The organism is Rhodococcus sp. B7740, from assembly GCF_000954115.1.
Classification (GTDB): domain Bacteria; phylum Actinomycetota; class Actinomycetes; order Mycobacteriales; family Mycobacteriaceae; genus Rhodococcoides.
On the sequence record NZ_CP010797.1, the window covers coordinates 4,076,033 to 4,095,704 of the forward strand.

At 64.6% G+C, this 19,672-nt stretch carries 18 protein-coding genes; 8 read left to right on the plus strand and 10 right to left on the minus strand.

The features are described from left to right. The first annotated feature begins 97 nt into the window (after window positions 1-97). From NY08_RS18925 to NY08_RS18940, 4 genes are read left to right on the plus strand one after another with little or no spacing between them, the layout of a single operon-like run. Window positions 98-1,228 (plus strand): PrpF domain-containing protein, encoded by a 1,131-nt coding sequence (locus NY08_RS18925; RefSeq protein WP_045198071.1) that lies wholly within the window; start codon window positions 98-100, stop codon window positions 1,226-1,228. A gap of 45 nt (window positions 1,229-1,273) precedes the next feature. Beyond that, complete coding sequence (locus tag NY08_RS18930; protein WP_045198072.1) at window positions 1,274-2,389, plus strand: ABC transporter ATP-binding protein; 1,116 nt, start codon at window positions 1,274-1,276, stop codon at window positions 2,387-2,389. Further along, a complete protein-coding gene (locus tag NY08_RS18935; RefSeq protein WP_082073875.1) occupies window positions 2,386-4,146 on the plus strand; it encodes an ABC transporter permease in 1,761 nt (586 codons plus the stop codon). The genes NY08_RS18930 and NY08_RS18935 overlap by 4 nt, the downstream gene beginning before the upstream one ends. Beyond that, complete coding sequence (locus NY08_RS18940) at window positions 4,146-5,252, plus strand: ABC transporter substrate-binding protein (RefSeq protein WP_045198074.1); 1,107 nt, start codon at window positions 4,146-4,148, stop codon at window positions 5,250-5,252. The genes NY08_RS18935 and NY08_RS18940 overlap by 1 nt, the downstream gene beginning before the upstream one ends. 53 nt (window positions 5,253-5,305) lie before the next feature. Here the strand turns inward: NY08_RS18940 and NY08_RS18945 are convergent, their stop codons facing one another. Then, window positions 5,306-5,911, minus strand: coding sequence for a TetR/AcrR family transcriptional regulator (locus NY08_RS18945; protein WP_032395631.1), 606 nt, complete (start codon window positions 5,909-5,911; stop codon window positions 5,306-5,308). A 153-nt stretch (window positions 5,912-6,064) separates the two neighbouring features. Here NY08_RS18945 and NY08_RS18950 point away from each other — a divergent pair, with 153 nt between their 5' ends. Then, window positions 6,065-7,507: an acetyl-CoA acetyltransferase gene (locus tag NY08_RS18950; RefSeq protein ID WP_235386968.1), complete on the plus strand. Its 1,443-nt coding sequence runs from the start codon at window positions 6,065-6,067 to the stop codon at window positions 7,505-7,507. Continuing rightward, window positions 7,491-8,300: an enoyl-CoA hydratase/isomerase family protein gene (locus NY08_RS18955; RefSeq protein ID WP_235386970.1), complete on the plus strand. Its 810-nt coding sequence runs from the start codon at window positions 7,491-7,493 to the stop codon at window positions 8,298-8,300. Before NY08_RS18950 ends, NY08_RS18955 begins: the two co-directional genes overlap by 17 nt. Before the next feature lie 31 nt (window positions 8,301-8,331). Here NY08_RS18955 and NY08_RS18960 read toward each other — a convergent pair whose 3' ends face one another. Next, window positions 8,332-9,225 (minus strand): serine hydrolase, encoded by an 894-nt coding sequence (locus tag NY08_RS18960; protein WP_045198079.1) that lies wholly within the window; start codon window positions 9,223-9,225, stop codon window positions 8,332-8,334. After that, complete coding sequence (locus NY08_RS18965) at window positions 9,222-10,076, minus strand: LysR family transcriptional regulator (RefSeq protein ID WP_045198080.1); 855 nt, start codon at window positions 10,074-10,076, stop codon at window positions 9,222-9,224. Before NY08_RS18965 ends, NY08_RS18960 begins: the two co-directional genes overlap by 4 nt. A gap of 103 nt (window positions 10,077-10,179) precedes the next feature. On the opposite strand from NY08_RS18965, the gene bla reads away from it, so the two are divergent. Next, complete coding sequence (bla, locus tag NY08_RS18970) at window positions 10,180-11,109, plus strand: class A beta-lactamase (RefSeq protein ID WP_045198082.1); 930 nt, start codon at window positions 10,180-10,182, stop codon at window positions 11,107-11,109. Window position 11,110: 1 nt separating this feature from the next. On the opposite strand, the gene NY08_RS18975 is transcribed toward bla, so the two are convergent. The 6 genes from NY08_RS18975 to NY08_RS19000 form a co-directional block, all read right to left on the minus strand. Continuing rightward, a complete protein-coding gene (locus NY08_RS18975; protein ID WP_045198085.1) occupies window positions 11,111-11,563 on the minus strand; it encodes a MarR family winged helix-turn-helix transcriptional regulator in 453 nt (150 codons plus the stop codon). Window positions 11,564-11,642: 79 nt separating this feature from the next. Continuing rightward, window positions 11,643-12,455 carry an HpcH/HpaI aldolase/citrate lyase family protein gene (locus NY08_RS18980; RefSeq protein WP_045198087.1) on the minus strand — a complete coding sequence of 271 codons (813 nt, stop codon included), beginning with the start codon at window positions 12,453-12,455 and terminating at the stop codon, window positions 11,643-11,645. Continuing rightward, entirely contained in the window at window positions 12,452-12,937 is a 486-nt protein-coding gene (locus tag NY08_RS18985) for a MaoC family dehydratase (protein ID WP_369597439.1), read from the minus strand. Before NY08_RS18985 ends, NY08_RS18980 begins: the two co-directional genes overlap by 4 nt. Then, window positions 12,934-14,100 carry an acyl-CoA dehydrogenase family protein gene (locus NY08_RS18990; RefSeq protein WP_032395486.1) on the minus strand — a complete coding sequence of 389 codons (1,167 nt, stop codon included), beginning with the start codon at window positions 14,098-14,100 and terminating at the stop codon, window positions 12,934-12,936. Before NY08_RS18990 ends, NY08_RS18985 begins: the two co-directional genes overlap by 4 nt. Then, window positions 14,097-16,091, minus strand: coding sequence for an acetyl/propionyl/methylcrotonyl-CoA carboxylase subunit alpha (locus NY08_RS18995; RefSeq protein ID WP_045200767.1), 1,995 nt, complete (start codon window positions 16,089-16,091; stop codon window positions 14,097-14,099). The genes NY08_RS18990 and NY08_RS18995 overlap by 4 nt, the downstream gene beginning before the upstream one ends. Before the next feature lie 5 nt (window positions 16,092-16,096). Further along, window positions 16,097-17,674, minus strand: a complete 1,578-nt coding sequence (locus NY08_RS19000) for a carboxyl transferase domain-containing protein (protein ID WP_045198089.1) — start codon at window positions 17,672-17,674, stop codon at window positions 16,097-16,099. A 114-nt stretch (window positions 17,675-17,788) separates the two neighbouring features. Here NY08_RS19000 and NY08_RS19005 point away from each other — a divergent pair, with 114 nt between their 5' ends. Beyond that, window positions 17,789-18,391, plus strand: coding sequence for an SACE_7040 family transcriptional regulator (locus NY08_RS19005; protein ID WP_045198091.1), 603 nt, complete (start codon window positions 17,789-17,791; stop codon window positions 18,389-18,391). Window positions 18,392-18,471: 80 nt separating this feature from the next. Here NY08_RS19005 and NY08_RS19010 read toward each other — a convergent pair whose 3' ends face one another. Then, the gene (locus NY08_RS19010; protein ID WP_158462594.1) at window positions 18,472-19,524 is read right to left on the minus strand and encodes a DUF3068 domain-containing protein; all 1,053 of its coding nucleotides are present in this window, start codon (window positions 19,522-19,524) and stop codon (window positions 18,472-18,474) included. Window positions 19,525-19,672: the final 148 nt, after the last annotated feature.

The window sequence follows — 19,672 nt, forward strand, 5'->3', positions numbered from 1 at the left end:
GCAACCACACGAGAGCTGCATCACATGAGCGCAAGGCTCCCTCGAATGTTCAACTCCAAGAACGTTTTCGAGAGTAACGATCGGAAGGTATCCGAGGATGTATTCACTGCGTGGCACGTGGATGAGGGGCGGGACCAGCAAATGCTGGCTCTTCAGCTCCGTCGACGTCGAGCCACTGATCGAACAAGCAGGATCTCTGGACGAGATTCTGGTCTCCGCCTTCGGATCCGGCGACCCCCGCCAGCTCGACGGCGTCGGCGGCGGCAGCTCGACCACTTCGAAGGCGGCCATCGTCAGCAGGTCCTCCGAGGACGGAATCGACGTGAACTACCTCTTCGCTCAGGTTGCCATCGGTGACCGAAAGGTGGAGTGGGGAAGCAACTGTGGCAACTGTGCCACCGCGATCGGCCTGTACGCACTGCAGCAAGGACTGGTGCCGATCGATCCGATCACCACCGTCGTACGGCTTCGTAACCGCAACACCGGTGCGGTACTGCTCACCGAGATCGATACCCCGGGCGGCGTGGTTCCGACCGAGGGGTCGGCCCAGGTTGCCGGAACATCGGCCCTCGGCGTTCCGGTCGGACTGACGTTCATCGACCTGGGTGCCGATCGCACTCGGCTGCTCCCCACCGGGGCGGTGGAGGACACCGTGGAGCTACATGGATCGGAGTACCGCGGCACCATGGTGGTCGCCGGCGCTCCCGCTGCGTTGTTCGATGCATCCGACCTGGGTATGACCGGAGCCGAGACCGCCGCCCAACTGACAGAACGTGTTCCGCTACTGGTCGAATTGCGCCGTAGTGCAGCACTGCTCATGGGGCTGTCGCGCCCGCAGGATCCGATCACGCACGCAGTGCCGAAGGTCGGCATCATCGCGCCTCCGGTGGATTACCACCTCGAGGACGGAACGCTCGTCTCGGCGGGCGAGTACGACGTGTGCGTGCGCATGCTCTCGATGATGGCACCGCACCCGTCCATCGGCCTGACGTCGGCGGTCGCGGTGGCCGCTGCCGCAACCGTACGCGGCGGTGTGGTGGATCGGGTCGTCCACGGTGCCACCACCTCGACGCTGCGACTGGGGACGCCGGCAGGTGTGTTGGCCGTCGATGTCGATATCGCTGCGGACGGCAACCTCACCAGCGTGACCCTGCACCGCGCTGCACGACGTATCGCGACAGCAGAACTGTTCGTTTCCGCTGCGGCAAGAGCACTTTCGATCGGATAGCTCGACCTGTGAACACGGCTTCGACGACTGAAGAAAAGGAAGATCATGAAGGTTAGCATCGAGAATCTGAGCCTCGCTTACTCGGGAAACACTGTTGTCCGCGACCTGGACCTGGAGATCGCCGACGGAGAATCCCTGGTGCTGCTGGGGCAGTCCGGCTGCGGTAAGACCAGCACGATGCGCTGTGTGGCAGGGCTCGAAACCCCAAGCGCCGGGCGCATCACGATCGGTGACCGCGTCGTCCACGACTCCGACAAGAACAAGACGATCCCGCCGCACAAACGCAACGTGGGCATGGTCTTTCAGTCCTACGCAGTGTGGCCGCACCGGACCGTGTTCGACAACGTGTCGTTCTCCTTGAAGATGCAGAAGGTCAACAAGACCGAGATGAACCAGCGCGTTCTCGAGGCCCTCGACCTCGTCGGGTTGGGTGAAATGGCCCACCGCGGCGCGAGCTTGCTCAGTGGTGGTCAGATGCAGCGGGTGGCGCTGGCTCGGTCCTTGGTGATGCGCCCCAGCGTGCTCCTGCTCGACGAGCCGCTGTCGAACCTCGATGCCCGACTGCGCGAACGACTTCGGATGGAATTGCGAGAGCTTCAGCTCCGACTCGGACTGACCACCGTCTACGTCACGCACGATCAGGTCGAGGCGTTCGCCCTTGCCGACCGAATCGCGTTGATGCAGAACGGCCGAATCGTGCAGATCGGTACCCCCGAGGACATCTACACCTCGCCGATGTCCGCCTCGGTGGCCGAGTTCCTCGGTGTCGGCAACATCTTCCGCGCCACGCCTGCCTCGGGCCCGCGCTCGACGATGGAGCTGACGGACTATGGACAGATTGCAGTGTCGGTCGGTGCAGCGTCGGCGGCCGACGGGCCCGTCGTGGTGTGCCTGCGGCCCGAGGATCTGTTGGTCACCCCGCTGGACGATGCCGAGCCCGAGGGCCAGTCCTGGATGGGCACAGTCGATGTCGCCAGCTACCAGGGTGCGTCCATTCGATACCGTGTCACACTGGACGACGGCCCCGAGATCGAAGCCGTCGCCACCGGACACGCCAGTCGAATCCTGGGAATGGGAGAACGCGCACGGGTCACAGCAGTAGCCGGCGGAGCTCAGGTTCTCGTCGACGATCGCGTCGCCTCCGAGGCGGTGCCGGTATGAGCGCCCCCACCGACAATCGGCCCGTCACCACGACGAAGCCGCCGGTCGACACCCCGACACCCCAACGCAGGCCGGGTCCGAAGAAGTGGATTCCGACGCTTCTGCAGTTGGCTCTGCTCACCGTGATCGTGCTGTTTCCGATGTTCTTCATCGTGATGGGCGCATTCACCGACAACGCCGAGCGCACATCGCTGTTCGACTTCGGTAACTTCACCCTCGACAACTTCGCACTGCTCGGATCCTCGACGGCACGCAGTGCCCTGTGGAATTCGGCACTGGTGGGTATCGGGTCATCCATCGTCGCGCTGGCGATCGGGTGTACGCTCGCCTTCCTCGCAGCACGGACCAACGTTCCGGGTCGAAAGATGATCTACGGCATCGGTATTGCGCCGTTGTTTCTCCCGGCGCTCGTCGGGGCACTTGCCTGGGCACTGCTGGCCGGCCCGGCTACCGGCTACATCAACCTGATTCTGACTGCCATCGGTCTGCCCGGCTTCATCGACATCTACAGCTTCGGCGGAATGATCTTCATCCTCGGCATCTACTACGCGCCGTATCCGTTCCTGATGGTCCACTCTGCGCTCTCGTTGATGAATCCGGACCTCGAGGACGCCGCCAGTCTGCACGGTGCGAAGTTGACGAAGATGCTGAGCAAGATCACGTTCCCGCTCGTCATGCCTGCCGTGATCGGCTCGGGAATCCTGGTTTTCGCGCTCACCGTGGAGAACTTCCCGGTGGCACAGGTGATCGGTGTGCCCGGCGGAGTCGACACCCTGCCGACCCTGATCTACCGATTGATGAATGCATCGCCCGCCCGCGGCAACGATGCCGCCGCTGTCGCCGTCGTACTGACCGTCCTGCTGGTTGCCGTCGTCGCCTTCCAGCAGCGCGCGATGAGCAGCAAGGAATACACCACCGTCAGCGGCAAAGGTGTTCGGGCACGGCAGGTTCCGCTGCGGGCTTGGCGTATTCCGGCGGCCGTGTTCGCGTGGGTGTACTTCACCCTCGCCGTTCTCCTGCCGCTCGTCGCCCTGGTGTTGGCGGCTCTGCAGACCAGCCCGTACGTCGCGAACATCGGTCAGCTCTTCGACTCCGGTGCCCTGTCGTTCTGGGGACTGGGAGAAACGTTGCGCAGCGCTGACTTCCACAGCGTGATGACCAACAGCGTCATCGTCGGTGTTGCGACCGCCGCTATCGGTACCGCGTTCTGCTTCGCCTTGGCGTACACGAGGTACCGTACGAACGCTCCGGGCCGAAAGCTGTTGGAGTACCTGGCGATGTTGCCGCTGGCTGTTCCTGCCATCGTGCTCGGCCTGGGTCTGCTGTGGACGTGGTTGGCGCTTCCGCTGCCGATCTACGGAACACTCGCGGTGCTGGTGATCGCCTTCGTCGCTGTCACCATTCCGCAGGGCTACCGCGGTGTCTCCGCGTCGATCATCCAGTTGGACAAGGACTTGGAAGACAGCGCTGTCATGTTGGGTGCACGGCGGCACCGGGCGATCTCCTTCGTCACCGCTCCGCTGCTCAAGGTCGGTCTGTCCTCGACCTTCCTGCTGCTGCTCATGCTGTCCATGCGTGAGCTCACCGCCGCGCTGTTCCTGTTCACCTCCGACACCCGGCTGCTGTCGATCGCGATCTTCGACGCCTACGACAATGGCTCGTTCCAGTCGGCTGCCGAGTTGAGCCTGCTGTACTGCGTCGTGATCGGTGTGCTCGCAGTCCTCTCGCGTCGCTTCGGATCCAAGGAAACTGTCTGATGAGAAAATTGGTCACAGCAATCGCGTTGGGTATCGCAGTGGCAACGGCCACGGCCTGCTCACCGCCACCCGAACGCCCCGCTCTGGCTCGAGCGGCGGAGGAGATCGTCACCGACAACGGCCTCGTGATCGACGGCGAACAGATCGCCGATCCGGATCTGTGGACGCGGGCCCAGGCCGAGGGTGGCATCACCCTGTACAGCGGCTACACCGCGGTCACCGAGGCCACGGTGCTGAAGAACTTCGAGAAGGACACCGGACTCGACGTCAAGCTCGTGCGCCTCACCCCGAACCGGCTCTACGAGCGCCTGGTGGCCGAGTACGGCGCCGGTCGCCTCGATGCGGACGTCGTCAGGATTTCCGACGCCGGCTTCGTCAGCGGACTCAGCGAGCGTGGTGTGTTCCAGCCGTACACACCGCCCACGGCCGGCGAGCTGCAGGACGACGTGGTGTTCGACGGTGGCAACTACTACCGCACCTTCGATCCGATCTACACGATGGGCTACAACAGTGCGCTCATCGAGGGCGACGACAGGCCGGCGTCCTGGGCAGATCTTCTCGACGACCGGTGGAAGGGCAATCTGGGTATCGCTCAGGCCGGAGCCGGCGGTAGTGCACTGGCGCTGACTCGGTTCCAGCGCGAGGTACTCGGCGACGACTACCTCCGCGAGTACTCATCGGAGGCAAGGGTGTTCGACTCCATCGGAGCTCAGCTCGATGCGCTCGCCCGCGGTGAGATCGAGGCAGGGACCGTCGTGGTGAGCAGCGTCAACATCGCCAACAACGAGAATGCGCCGGTCAACTTCGTGGTACCGGAGGAGGGACTGACCGCCTACGACTACTACACCGGTGTTGCATCCACAGCGAAAAACATTGCGGCCGCGCAGGTCTTCATGAATTGGAACCTCTCCAAGAGGGGACAGCAGGTCTTCAGTGATCTCGGTGAGTACTCGGTGCGCAACGATATCGACCCGCCGGTGATCCGCGGAATCGAACTGCCGAAGTTCACCGACCCCAAGGTGAACCGAATCACGCAGTCCGAGTCGATCGAGAACTCCGCTGACGACCAGGAGGCCTGGAACGCGATCTTCGGTTACAACGAGTAGTAGACCAGCTCATGTGCTGCCGCCGAGTCCATCGGACTCGGCGGCCGTACGTGTCATGTCGTGCCGATGCCATCCAGGACCGCGTCGACCAGGTTTTCGGCGTAGGCGCGGTCGGTCTCGGCTCTGTCGGCATCGGAGCGATGCGAGAAGATGACATGGCTGAATACCGCTCCGGTCACCAGTTCGAGGATTCGGGTGGTATCGGCGGACTCCGGTAGTTCACCTCGAGCCTGAGCTCGATGAACGATGAGGCGCGCTGCGACCAGTCGGCTCCGATTGAGAGTGTCGATCATGTGTCCGAGAAGGTCGGGGTGCACCCGCGCATCGAGGGCGACCCTCAGACTGACCAGACCAGCTGTCCCTCTGTAACCGTGCAGAAGCTGCACCGCCAGTTCGACGAGATCCGCCCGCAGCGTGCCGAGGTCGATCGGCGTCGCGAGTGGACTCCTGGCTTCCAGCGCATCGACGACCAAGGCCCCCTTGGATTCCCAGCGACGATAGAGCGCGGCTCTACCGACCGAAGCACGGCGGGCAACGGCGTCGAGTGTGAAACCGGACCAACCCTTTTCCCAGTACACCTCGAGCACTGCGTCGTAGACGCGGTCTTCCAGGTGCGGATCGCGAGGACGTCCTCGTCGGCTCTTGGCTTCGTCGGTCACCCCCGGATTGTCGCACCTGGTGGCATTGCGGACAATCTCTGTCTGTAATAGGTTTGCGTCCATGAGTTCTGTACGCCTGGAGGCGTCGACGGTGGATCCACGCGTATTCCGGTGATCGTGGCTGTCGGTGAAACAAGCGGCCGCGGCGAACCCGTGGGCGTCGAACCCATGGAACTGATCACGCTCGCTGCGACTGCGGCAGTCCAGGACTCGCCGACCTCGGAGCCGTGGATTCGCCGCGCGGACAGCATCGCGTTCTGCCATATCGCCAGCTGGGCCTACGCCAGTCCCGCCGCGGCGCTGGCACGTATCTTCGGTGCCACACCAGCAGACGTCTTCGACGCTCCGATCGGTGGACAATGGCCGGCCCGACTCCTCGATCGCGCGGCCGCACGCATCGCTTCCGGAGAGTCGGCGGTGGCGGTGATCGCAGGCGGTGAAGCCCAGGCCTCGATGAGCGCACTGGTCAAGGCCGGTCGAGACCCCGTCGAGGACGGCGGGTGGAGCACCGATCCGGGTGGTCCGCCCACCTTCGACCTCGATCAACTCGGCAGCGCTGCAATGCAAGAAGCCGGTCTGATCTCACCGGTCCGGATCTATCCGTTGTTCGAGAGCCGATTTCGCTTCGAGTCCGGCGTGGATCCGGTAACGCGGCAGGCCGAGTGCAGCGAGCTGTATGCGACATTCTCCGTTGTCTCCGAGAAGAATCCGTACTCGTGGAACGGAAGAGTGAGGACGGCTGCGGACGTCGGAGCGCCGTCGCCGAAGAACCGCATCGTGTGCGAGCCGTATCCGCTGTCGATGAACGCCATGCCGTTCGTCGACCAGGCTGCGTGCATCGTTGTGACGAGCTTGGCCGAAGCCCGCGAACGTGGCGTGCCCGAGAGCGACATCGTCTACGTCTGGGGCGGTGCCGGTGCCGAGGACACGGTCGACATTCTCGACCGCAGTAGTTTCGGGCGGTCCCCCGCGATGGAAGACGCGATGGACCGCGCGTTGCACGGCGCGGAGATCGGGGTCGAGCTACTGGACGTGTTGGACGTCTACAGCTGCTTCCCGATCGTGCCGACCCTCGCAACACGCCACCTCGGAACGCCGAAGTCGTTGATTCCCAGCGTGACCGGTGGGCACTCCTCTTTCGGCGGGCCGCTCAGCAGTCATTCGCTGCATTCGATCACCGCATCGGTTCGGGAGATTCGTGGTGGGAAGAGCCGTGCGCTGGTGCACGCGAACGGTGGGTATCTGACCTACCACCACTCCGTGCTGTTGGCCGGCGACCAACATCCGCTCGGCTACATCGGAAATCCCGAACCCGCAGTGCTGAATTCGGATCCGCCCCCTCGAGCACCTGTCGAGGACGGGGATCTCGTGGTGGAGACTGTCTCCGTCGAGCATTCACGGCAGCAGGAACCGAACCAGGCCTTCCTCGTCGGGAGGGACGAGCGCGGACGACGCGTTGCCGCACAGACGGCACCCGGAGACACGGCCAGTGCGCATGCGTTGTCCCTCTATCGAAGCGAACCTGCACGCGAAATCATCGGAGCAACAGTCAGTGTCGAGTCGAACGAGGGGAACATTCGTGTCCGAGGCCGATAGCATCGAACCTGTTGTACTGACGAGGCGTGAGGGTCATGTTCTCGTCGTCACGATCAACCGACCGAAAGCTGCCAACAGCATCGACGCACGCGTGCACACGCTGCTCGGGCAGGCCTGGGAGTCGGCCGAGGCCGACCGCGACGTCCGTGCCATCGTCTTGACCGGTGCGGGATCGGCGACCTTCTGCGGGGGTGCCGATCTGAAGGCCCTCGGCACCGGAGGCCCCGGCGCGGTGACCCCGCCCGAGACCGAGCATTGGGGGTTCGCCGGGATTGTCCAACACCCGATTTCGGTTCCGATCATCGCGGCCGTGAACGGGTCGGCGATGGGAGGTGGAACCGAGATCGCTCTGGTCTCGGATATGGTCGTCGCCTCGGACACGGCCGTATTCGGCCTACCCGAGATTCGCCGCGGACTCGTCGCCGGTGCGGGTGGTGCTTTTCGACTGATGTCTGCGGTACCGGAACACGTTGCGCTGGAGATGATATTGACGGGCCAGCCGATCTCCGCGCAGGAGGCTGCACGATGGGGGTTGGTCAACCGGGTTGCCGCGCCCGACGACGTTCTCGATACGGCACTCGGTCTCGCTCGCCTGTGCGCGGAGGGCGCGCCGCTCGCGGTGCGCGCATCCAAGCGGCTCGCACGACGTATCTCCGACGGCACCATCGCTCACGAGGAACAATCGTGGCAGCAGAACCGTCGGGAATTGGATCGACTCGCCACCACGAAGGACGTCATCGAAGGAATCACCGCATTCCTGCAGAAACGCGATCCGACCTGGACCGCGCAGTGACCGCTCGGACCCGCGAACCACTGGGGTCTACTCAGCGCGAAGCCTGACGTACTGCTGTCACTGCGATTCTGGCCGCATGGCCGATGGCCTGATCGACCAGCGGGAGGTTCAGGTCCATCCGCGCTGCCCTGGTGAACACCGACACCGCGACGGGCGTCTCGCCTGGAAACGACACCACGGCGACCTCGTTGCGAATGGGCCCGATGGTGCCGGTCTTGCCCGCGACCTGCACATCTGGGTACGGGATTCCGCTACGAATCCTGTGCGGCCATACCTGCTGAGACAGAACATCCTTCATGTACCGGCACTGCGCCGGCGATGCTGCGGTGCCCAGCCAGACCGAGCGCAGAATGGTGTTGCTGTCACGGGGTGTGGTGCAGGAGGTGTACGCCGGATCGAAGCCCGAGCTGTCGACCACTGTGTAATTGCTGGCCAGTAGACCTACCGCTTCGTCCGCGTTCAACCGGCCGGTATCACGGACGATCTGATCACCCAGTTGTTTCGTGCCACCCACGATGCGCGTGTGTTCGAGTCCGAGATCGTCGATCACTCGGGCAACTGCATCGAGCCCCACTGCGCCGAGAAGTGCGTCGGCAGCGGCGTTGTCGGAGACGGTGATCATCGAGCGTGCGATGTCACGCCAACTCATGGTCACCGGATCCGCGAAACTTGCGATACCCGTCGGCCCGGGACTGCACTGCGCCGGAACGAGTCGCACCGAATCGGTTGCAGTCAAGGATTCTTCGTCGAATGCGCGCGCCACGGCAACGAGCAGCACGATCTTCCACACCGACGCGGCGACGACGGGGTCGTCTCCCTCGTAGTCGACGACCGTGCCCGTGCCGTCGATCCGCTCGGCGCGCACCCAACCACGACAGCCTGCGTCGGCGAATACGGCGCGCAGCTGTTCGTCGGTCGTAGTCACTTGCCGGCCTGCAACAAGATTCGGTCGATGAGATTCACCAGAGACTCGGCCTCGTCGTTGCGGCGCACGATACGCACTCGCAGGGCAACGTCGTCGGAAGAGAGGTCGAGATGTTCGGTGCCAGGCAGTACCGGACTCGCGGCAGGTACGAGCCCGAAACATCGGCCTGACGCAACGCTGATCGTGACGGCGCGAAAGGTGTTCGCAACGAACACCTCTGGATCGAGAGCGCGGCGCCGAAATGCATCGAGCAACAGGTCGTGTGCTGGTGGATTCGCAGCCCTCGGTGTGGTGGCGAAGACGAGGTCGGACAACATGGTAAGTCGCGGCCGCGCCGCTCGGGCCGACCTGTGACCGACTGGAACGCTGACCCGCCGGGGTAGCGCAATCACTGGTCCGGCCACCAGCCGATCGAGTACCACCGGGTGATCGATCACGGCAACATCGAGTTCGTGTGATCTCACACGGTCCAGCAAGGACACTGCTCCGCCGGTCTCCACCCGCGCTTGGACTCCGACGGACGCGGCGATACGTGCGGCCAGTGCATCGTCCAGTTGGGGAATGAGGCCGATGCGGACCGTCTCGGACGCGGTGAGCGACTCTGCCGTGGTGGTCAATCGGCGTGCATCGTCGACGATCAAGCGAGCCCGTGGCAACAGTGCAGCCCCGTGTTCGGTGATGGCTGCACCGTCGGGTGTTCGCTCCACGAGTACGAGACCGAGCTGCTTCTCCAAGGTCTTGATCGCCCGAGACACGGGTGGCTGCGTCACCCCCAGAGTCGCCGCTGCGCGGCCGAAGTGGCGTTCCTCGGCGACGGCGACAAAATACTCGAGATGGCGAACAAGATCCATCGACCTATTGAAACACGTCCACCAGCCGCGATACCGAAGAGGAATGACGATGCCATGCCTCGGGACTTGGCCCGGAGGCAAGAGGGTGTGATCGCATGACCCCATGCGTACCTCGACATTTACCCGACTGATCACCGTGATTGCGGCGGCGACGCTGACCGCCGGCGTGGCCTGTTCCTCGACAGCCACCACCGAACCGCCGCGATCCGACACGGGCAGTGCCCAGTCCACGAGCGAACAGCCCAGTGCCGAGCAGGCGTATCTCGAGCTCGAGGCCAGGGATACCGCGCGGCTCGGCGTCAGTGTGCTCGATCTCGAGACCGGTTCCACGCAGAGTTACCGCGGGGGCGAACGTTTCGCGTTCTGCTCCACCTTCAAGGTGTATGCCGTCGGTGCCGTACTCGCCGCCGTCGATGCAGGCAGGTTGCAGCTCACCGATACCCGAACGATCACCGCCGAGGACAAGGTGCCCGAATCCGCGGTCGATTGGGACCCCGGCTCGGTCGTCACCATCGCAGACTTGGCAGTGGCCGCACTGACCAAGAGTGACAACACATCCGGCAATCTGCTGATTCGCGAGGCAGGCGGCACCGCGGCGCTCACCGACTTCGCACGATCGCTCGGCGACACCGAGTTTCGCCTCGACCGCATCGAGCCGGAATTGAACACGGCGATCCCGGGTGATCCACGGGACACCACAACACCCGACTCGCTGGCCGCCGGCTACCGAACCCTGCTCGACGGCGACGTTCTGGCCGCGGCCTCGCGCAAGCAGCTGCTCGAGTGGATGGGCGACACCGAGACGTCCGCCGCTCGGTTCCGGGCGGGCATTGCGCCACAATGGACTTCGGCCGACAAGACCGGCACCGGAAGCTACGGTGTATCCAACGATGCCGGACTGCTGCTCGGGCCGGACGGGCAGAGGATCCTGCTGGTCGTTCTCAGTGCGACCACGTCCGGGGTGGACGACTCGCCGGCCATGAATCCCTTGGTGGCCGACGCGACCAGAGCAGCCGTGCAACAGGTGGAGTGAATCAGCTTGCTGCGCGTCGAACGGCGTCGACCAACGGAACGAGATCCGGCTCGTCGGATGCGTCGTCGAGAGCCTCGCGCAACGCCGCGTCGTTGGTCGGCCGCGCGGCCTCGAGCAGGGCAAGCCCTTCTTCGCTGACGTCGGTGTAGATGCCGCGTCGATCGGTGGGGCACAGGTATCGCGTGAGCAGCCCTCGATCCTCGAGGCGAGTGACCAGGCGAGTCGTGGCGCTCTGGCTCAGTACGACGGCATCGGCCACCTGCTTCATCTGCAGGTGGCCGCCGACCCCGTCGTGCTGCCTGCCCAGGACGTCGAGCAGCCAGTACTCACGCGCGCTGAGATTGTGGTTGGTCTGTAGCGCACGCTCGATACGGCTCTCGATACGTCCGTGCAGGACGGAAAGCGCAAGCCAATTCTGCGCAAGGGCAGTCAGGGCGGGGTCGTGTGCGCTCATGTGTCGTGCCTCTCGGTACCTGTACTCGTGACCACCCACCATACCGCGCCGGCAATTAACGGCGCGTGCAAGTACTGGGCTAGGAGAGGGAACTGCGCGCGACGATGCGTCGAGCATGCGCCAGCACCGGGGCATCGACCATCCGGCCGCGGAAGGTGAAGACACCGCGATTGCGGGAGACGGCGTCGAGCACGGCGGTGGCCCAGTCGAGTTCCTCGGCAGTGGGTGCATAGGCCTCGCGAATGACCGGGATGTGGCTCGGATGAATGGCCACCTTGCCGTCGAAGCCGACGGCCACGGCGTCGTAGGCCTCCACGCGCACCCCGTCGAGGTCGGGGATGTCGAGGAACACCGAATCGAGCGCGAACACCCCGCGTGCCTTCGCGGCCAGTAGCGTCTGCGACCGAACATGCTGTGCGACATCGCGGTACGAGCCGTCGGCCTGCCTGCTCGAGTTACCGCCCATGGCGGCCACCAGATCCTCGGCACCCCACATGGCACCGATCGCATTGTCGGCAGCGAGGGCGTCGAACACCGTCATCGCACCGAGCGGGGACTCGATGAGCGCGACGATATTCAGCGGAGCCAGGGCCGCGATCTGTTCGGCCGATTCACATTTGGGGAGCATGACGGTCGTGTATCCGGTGCGCGTCAGCGCCTCGAGGTCCGCAGCCTGCTCGTCGGTGCCGTGTGCGTTGACTCGAACGATGGTGCGCGACGGGTCCAGTGGGGTAGTGGCCACGGACTCACGAGCACCCGCTTTGTCCGCTGCACCGACGGCATCCTCCAGATCGAGAATGACCACATCTGCTCGCGCTGCGGCCTTCTCGTAGCGCTCGGGACGGTCGGCCGGGCAGAACAGCCACGCCGGCCCCGGCGGAACCCAGCTCACGACGCGTCCTCCGGTGGTTGCATGCGGACGAGCGTCTTGCGCACCGCCACTGCGACGATGTCCCCGTGCTGATTACGGCCGGTGTGCGTGAACGTCACGATGCCCTCGCCGGGTCGGGACTTCGATTCGCGTTTGTCCGAGATCACGGTCTCGGCGTACAGGGTGTCGCCGTGGAACAGTGGCTTGGGAAACGACACCTCCGAGAAGCCGAGGTTCGCCACGATGGTGCCCTGGGTCAACTGCGTCACCGACAGTCCGACAAGGGTGGAGACGGTGAACATCGAATTCACCAGACGCTGGCCGAACGCTGTTGTCTCGCTGTAGGCGGCGTCGAGGTGCAGGGCCTGAGTGTTCATCGTCTGCGTGGTGAACAGGGTGTTGTCGGCCTCGGTGATGGTGCGTCCCGGCCGGTGCTCGTAGACGGTGCCGAGCTCCATCTCGTCGAACCACAGGCCGCGCTGGCGAATCCGCTTGTCGCTCACAGTCCCAGGCTCCGGGCGATCAGCATCAGCTGCACCTCGGTTGTACCCTCACCGATTTCGAGGATCTTGCTGTCGCGGTAGTGACGGGCGACGACGTATTCGTTCATGAAACCGTAGCCGCCGTGGATCTGCGTGGCGTCGCGCGCGTTGTCCATTGCCGCCTCGGAGGCGACGAGCTTGGCGATGGACGCCGCCTTCTTGAACGGCTTGCCCGCCAACATCAGTGCTGCCGCGTCGTAGTACGCGGTGCGCGCGGTGTGGGCGCGTGCCTCCATGCGCGCGATCTTGAACGAGATCGCCTGATTGCGCGCGATCGGAGCGCCGAACGCCTCACGTTCCTTGGCGTACTTCACACTCTCGTCGACGCAGCCCTGCGCGGCACCGACCGATACCGCGGCGATCGCGATCCGACCCTCGTCGAGGATGTGCAGGAAGTTCGCGTACCCGCGACCCTCCTGCCCGAGCAGGTTCTCCTGGGGTACGCGCACATCGGTGAAGCTGAGCGGATGCGTGTCGGAGGCGTTCCAGCCGACCTTGTTGTATGCCGCTTCGGCGACGAACCCGGGGGTGTTCGTGGGAACGAGGATCGACGAGATCTGCTTGCGTCCGGTCGCCTCGTCGACGCCGGTCACCGCGGTGACGGTGACGAGCTCGGTGATATCGGTGCCGGAGTTGGTGATGAATTGCTTGCTGCCGTTGATGATCCAGTCGCCGCCGTCACGCTTGGCGGTGGTCTTGGTGCCGCCCGCGTCGCTGCCGGCACCGGGCTCGGTCAGACCGAACGCGGCCAAGGCCTTGCCTGCGGTGAGCTTGGGCAGCCACTGCTCCTTCTGCGCGTCGTTGCCGAAGCGGTACACCGGCATGGCACCGAGCGAGACGCCGGCTTCGAGCGTCATCGCGACGCTCTGGTCGACCTTGCCGAGCTCCTCGAGGGCCAGGCACAGGGCGAAGTAGTCGCCGCCCATTCCGCCGTACTCCTCGGGAAACGGCAGACCGAACAGGCCCATCTCGGCCATCCCGGCGACGACCTCGTACGGGAACGAGTGCTCGGCATCGTGTTTCGCCGAGACCGGGGCCACGACCGTCCGGGTGAAGTCGGCGACGGACTTCACCAGTTGCTGGTACTCGTCGGGCAGATTCGCGGATGACAGGTGATCGGTCATGGCTGGTCCTCTTCGGTGGGTGTGGGAACGATTCGGGCGAGGATCTGATCGACGCGGACCTGATCGCCCACTGCAACAGTGAGTTCGACCGTGCCGTCGATCGGGGTGGTCAGAGTGTGTTCCATCTTCATCGCCTCGACGACGACGATGGCGGTGCCGGCGGTGACCGAACTGCCGGTGGTGGTTCCGATGGCGATGATCGAACCCGGCATCGGCGAGAGGATTTCGGCGTCACCGGAGTGCGCATCGTCCTCGCGGACGCTCGCCTCGGCAATCCGATCGATGCGCCAGGTGCCGCGAGAACTGGAAATCCAGGTGGCCGAGCCGTTTCGGGCGAAGGTCATCGACTCGCGTAGACCGTCGATCACGAGATTCACGGAGTCCTCGGTGGCCGTTGCCCGGAGGGTGCGCGGCAATCCGTCGTCGACGACGACCGTCGCCGCATCGAGGGTTCCGGTGATGGACACGTGCGCCGTCCGACCTCCGGACGCGACGCGACGGTGGAACGAAGCCTTCGCGCCGACTCGCCAACCCGATGGTGTTGCCCAGATGTCCTGTCCCGCAGCCTGCCACGCGTCGAGCCACTGCACGGCGGTGGCGGCGATCAGCGCCTCGTCGGTCGCCTCGGCCGCTGCGAAGTCCTCGACGCGACGGTCGAGCAGTCCGGTGTCGAGATTGCCGGCACGAACATCGTTGTCGGCGAGCAGGAACCGGGCGAACTCGATGTTGGTGACGACTCCGAGTACCGCGGTGTCGGCCAGTGCACGATCGAGGCTGCGCAGTGCGGTTGCTCGATCGGGTCCGTGAGCGATGACCTTCGAGAGCATGGGGTCGTAGTTGCTACCCACCTCGGTGCCGACGGCAAGACCGGAGTCGACTCGAATCCCCGGTGCCGATGGCTCGCGCAGTCCGACGACGGTGCCGCCGGTGGGGAGGAATCCGCGGCCGGGATCCTCGGCGTAGACGCGGGCCTCGATCGCATGTCCGGTGAGCGTGATGTCGTCCTGCGCGAGTGTCAGGTGCTCGCCCGACGCCACCCGGACCTGCCATTCGACCAGGTCGAGGCCGGTGACCATCTCGGTGACCGGGTGCTCGACCTGCAGGCGAGTGTTCATCTCCATGAAGAAGAACTCGTCGGGGCGGTCGGCCGAGACGATGAATTCGACTGTGCCTGCACCGGAGTAGTCGACACTGCGGGCGGTGTTGCAGGCCGCCTCACCGATGCGTGCACGGGCTGCTTCGTCGAGCAAGGGCGACGGTGCCTCCTCGATGACCTTCTGGTGTCTGCGCTGTAGGCTGCATTCGCGTTCACCGAGGTGGATGACGTTGCCGTGTTCGTCGGCGAGAATCTGCACCTCGATGTGCCGGGGCCGCAGCACGAATCGCTCGAGGAAGAGTGTGTCGTCGCCGAACGACGAGGCCGCTTCCCGGCGGGCGCTGGTCAACGCGGCGGGTAGGTCCTCGGCGCGCTCGACCAGACGCATACCCTTCCCGCCGCCTCCTGCGGAGGGTTTGACCAGCACCGGGAATCCGACGTCGGGAGCGCCGGCGACGAGTTCGTCGTCGGTGAGCCCGGGGCGGGAGATTCCCGGGACGACGGGGACCCCGAAGGCGCTGACGGCGGCCTTGGCGGCGATCTTGTCGCCCATCACTTCGATGGCTTTCGCCGGCGGCCCCAGAAAGGCGATTCCGGCTTCGACACAGGCGGATGCGAACTCGGAGTTCTCGGAGAGAAATCCGTATCCCGGATGAATACCCTGCGCTCCTGTGGCTTTCGCAGCCGCGATGACCTTGGCGATGTCGAGGTAGCTCTCGCGGGCGTTGGCGGGACCGAGGCGTACCGCGGTATCGGCCTCGTGGACGTGGCGGGCGTCGACGTCGGCGTCGCTGTAGACGGCAACGGTGCGAATCCCCATGCGGCGCAGCGTTCGCGCCACCCGCACGGCGATCTCGCCGCGATTGGCGATCAGAACGGTGTCTATCGTGGTCATGTCCGTCACATCCTGAAAACGCCGTAGGAGACCGGCTCGAGCGGTGCATTGGCGCACGCTGCGAGGGCCAGTCCGAGTACCTGCCTGGTATCGGCCGGGTCGATGATGCCGTCGTCCCACAGGCGGGCCGTCGAATAGTATGGGTTGCCCTGGCTTTCGTACTGCTCGCGTATCGGAGCCTTGAACGATTCCTGGTCCTCGTCGCTCCACGGTTTTCCCGCCGCGTCGAGTTGTTCGCTGCGCACCGTCGCGAGCACCGACGCCGCCTGCTCGCCGCCCATCACCGAGATTCGCGCGTTGGGCCACATGAACAGGAAGCGCGGTGAATACGCTCTGCCGCACATCGAGTAGTTACCTGCACCGTAGGAACCGCCGATGACGACGGTGATCTTGGGGACGCGGGCACACGCCACCGCGGTGACCATCTTCGCGCCGTGTTTGGCGATGCCGCCTGCCTCGTAGTCGCGGCCGACCATGAAGCCCGAGATGTTCTGCAGGAAGACGAGCGGGATACTGCGCTTGTCGCACAGTTCGATGAAATGCGCGCCCTTCATGGCAGATTCGGCGAACAGCACACCGTTGTTGGCGACGATGCCGACGGGATGACCGTGAAGGTGGGCGAACCCGGTGACGAGTGTCTTGCCGTATTCGGCCTTGAACTCGTCGAATTCGCCGCCGTCGACCACCCGGGTGATCACCTCACGCACGTCGTACGGCGTGCGAGGATCGGTGGGGACGACGTCGTAGAGCTCGGTCTGGTCGGCTATCGGGTCACGCGTCGTGACGATGTCCCACGGCCGGGGTGTGCGGGGCCCGAGCGTGGAGACGATGCGGCGGACCCGATGCAATGCGTCTCGGTCGTCCTCGGCGAGGTGGTCGGTGACGCCGGAAATCTTCGAATGCAGATCACCACCGCCGAGTTCTTCTGCCGTGACGACCTCGCCGGTCGCTGCCTTCACCAGTGGCGGTCCACCGAGGAAGATGGTGCCCTGGTTCTTGACGATGATGGCCTCGTCGCTCATCGCAGGCACGTAGGCGCCGCCTGCTGTACACGAGCCCATGACGGCGGCGATCTGCGCAATTCCTTTGGCGCTCATGGTCGCCTGGTTGAAGAAGATGCGGCCGAAGTGATCGCGATCGGGGAACACCTCGTCCTGGCGTGGCAGGAACGCGCCGCCCGAGTCGACGAGGTAGATGCACGGCAGGGTGTTCTGCAGGGCGATCTCTTGCGCGCGCAGGTGCTTCTTGACCGTCATGGGGTAGTAGGTGCCGCCCTTGACGGTGGCGTCGTTGGCGACGATCACGCATTCGCGACCGGAAACGCGTCCGATGCCGGCGATCACTCCTGCGCCGGGGCACTCGTCGTCGTAGAGACCGTTGGCAGCCAGTGGTGCGATCTCCAGGAACGGGCTGCCTGGATCGAGCAGCTCGTCGACGCGGTCGCGGGGGAGCAGTTTGCCGCGCGCGATGTGTCGTTCCCGAGATTTTTCGCTACCGCCGAGCGCCGCCGCGGCGAGCCGCTCGGCCAGCTCACTGGTGAGCAGCTCGTGATCTGCCCGGTTGGCAGCAATATCGATTGCCATGAGGTGCACGCCTTAGGGGTTGGACGCCGGTGCCACAGGAGTTCAGTTAATGGTTGATAACTGACATCATAGTAAACTACGATTAACCGAGAGTCCAGGGTCGAGGGGGAGTCAGTGCAGGAATTGGAGGCGAAGCCCACCACGGTGCGTGAGCAGCGCAAGGCCGAGCGTCGGCAGCAGTTGCTCGATGCCGCGGCGTCACTGTTCGCCGAACGCGGATTCACCTCGGTGCGCCTCGAGGATCTGGGCGCGGCAGTCGGTGTCAGCGGACCCGCCGTCTACCGTCACTTCCCGAACAAGGAGGCCGTGCTCGTCGAGCTGATGGTCGGGATCTCGGGGTATCTGCTCGACGGTGGCCGTGCGGTGGTCGATCGTGGTGGGGCTGCCGTGGACGCGTTGTCCGCGTTGGTCGAGTTCCACCTCGACTTCGCCTTCGACACACCGGCCTTCATCAGAATCCAGGATCGCGACCTGCAGAGTCTGCCCGAGGGCGCTCGACGCAAGGTACGCCGAATGCAGCGCGAGTACGTCGAACTGTGGGTCGAGGTCCTGTGCACCGTCGACCCGACGTCGAACGAAGCCGACGCGCGCACTGCGGCACACGGCGTGTTCGGTCTGATCAATTCGACGCCTTACAGCGCGGGACGCAGTCCGTCACGTACTGCCAGGCCCGTCTTGCGAGCAATGGCGCTGAGGGCGTTGGGGCTTGCTGCCTGACGCACCGACCTGAGTGTCCACAATGTGCCCACACGATCGCGATCCCGCTTTCGGATGCGAATTGTGGACGCCGAGCGCACCTACACCGACGCGCGCTCGGATTCGTCCGCCTGCTGTGGGGTTGGCTCGGGCGAACGCGCGCGACGGGATCCGATCACTCCGGCGGCGACGGCACCGACGAGACAGGCTCCACCGACCGCGTATCCCAGGAGTGGTCCGCGAGAAGTCAACCAGGCCAGGCTGTTCGCAGCGTCGCGTGCGGAGTTCACCTGCTCCAGGCGACCCGTCTCGTTCAGAGCGAGTGACGCCTTGAAGATGGTGACCTCGGGGACCTTCGGATCTCTTGCGAAGTACTGGTACGGGGTTTCTCTGCCCCACACCAGGCTTCCGCTTCTGGGTTCGACGTAGATGTCGCGAACGTTGGAATACCACCGCTTCATCGTGATCGGTTCGTCCCCGTCGCCCAGTCCCCACTTCGATGCCGGGAGGGTGACCGAGTTGATCGGTGACTGCGTCGTGGTCGACAGGTCGGCTTCGGTCACGATCGATCGGAAGTGATAGATCGCCAGACCTTCCATGGTGATCTCCTCGACGAAGTTCGCCTCGAAGCTCGTCCACGCCGTCGAGTCGTAGACCGTGTACGTGATCGGCTGGGTATCGAAGGGGAAGCGATGCTGTAATCCAGTGCGCGGCAGCGAAATAGCAGGTGAATCGACGGTGGTCTGCAATGATCCCGCCGGCTCGACGGGTAGGCCGGTGCGTCGGTCGCTGGTCACTCGATCCACCGAGGCGGTCAGCAGGCCTTCATCGCCGTCGCGGTCGGCGCGTCGCACCGTGGCTCCGACCTGGAAGGTGACGCGGTCTGCGTCGGAGGGATCCTCCACGGTGATGTACCGCTGGAGAACGAGGGGAACATCGGTTGCGATCGACAAGGGCCCCGGGCCGGCGATCGTCTTCGAGTCGAGGACCTCGCCGCCCGCTCCGTCTGCCGTGGTGGCCACTGTGGTGGCGGCGATGTCGAGGGGAGTGACCGCCAGACGGTCGTACACGAGGGTGGGCAGCAGAAGCGCAACGACGATCGCGAAGGATCCCAGACCTGCGAGCAGGCACATCGCGATTCTCACCCGTGACATGAACTTCGTCCCCACTGTTTTCGACTTCGGCCACCTCATCCTGCCGTGACGAAAGCGTCGAATGTCCGCTTCCGCGTTGTGACCTGTCAGCACGTTCGAGGGAAATGACAGAGACATCAACCGATGTTGAGATTGTGCCCGGCGGTGC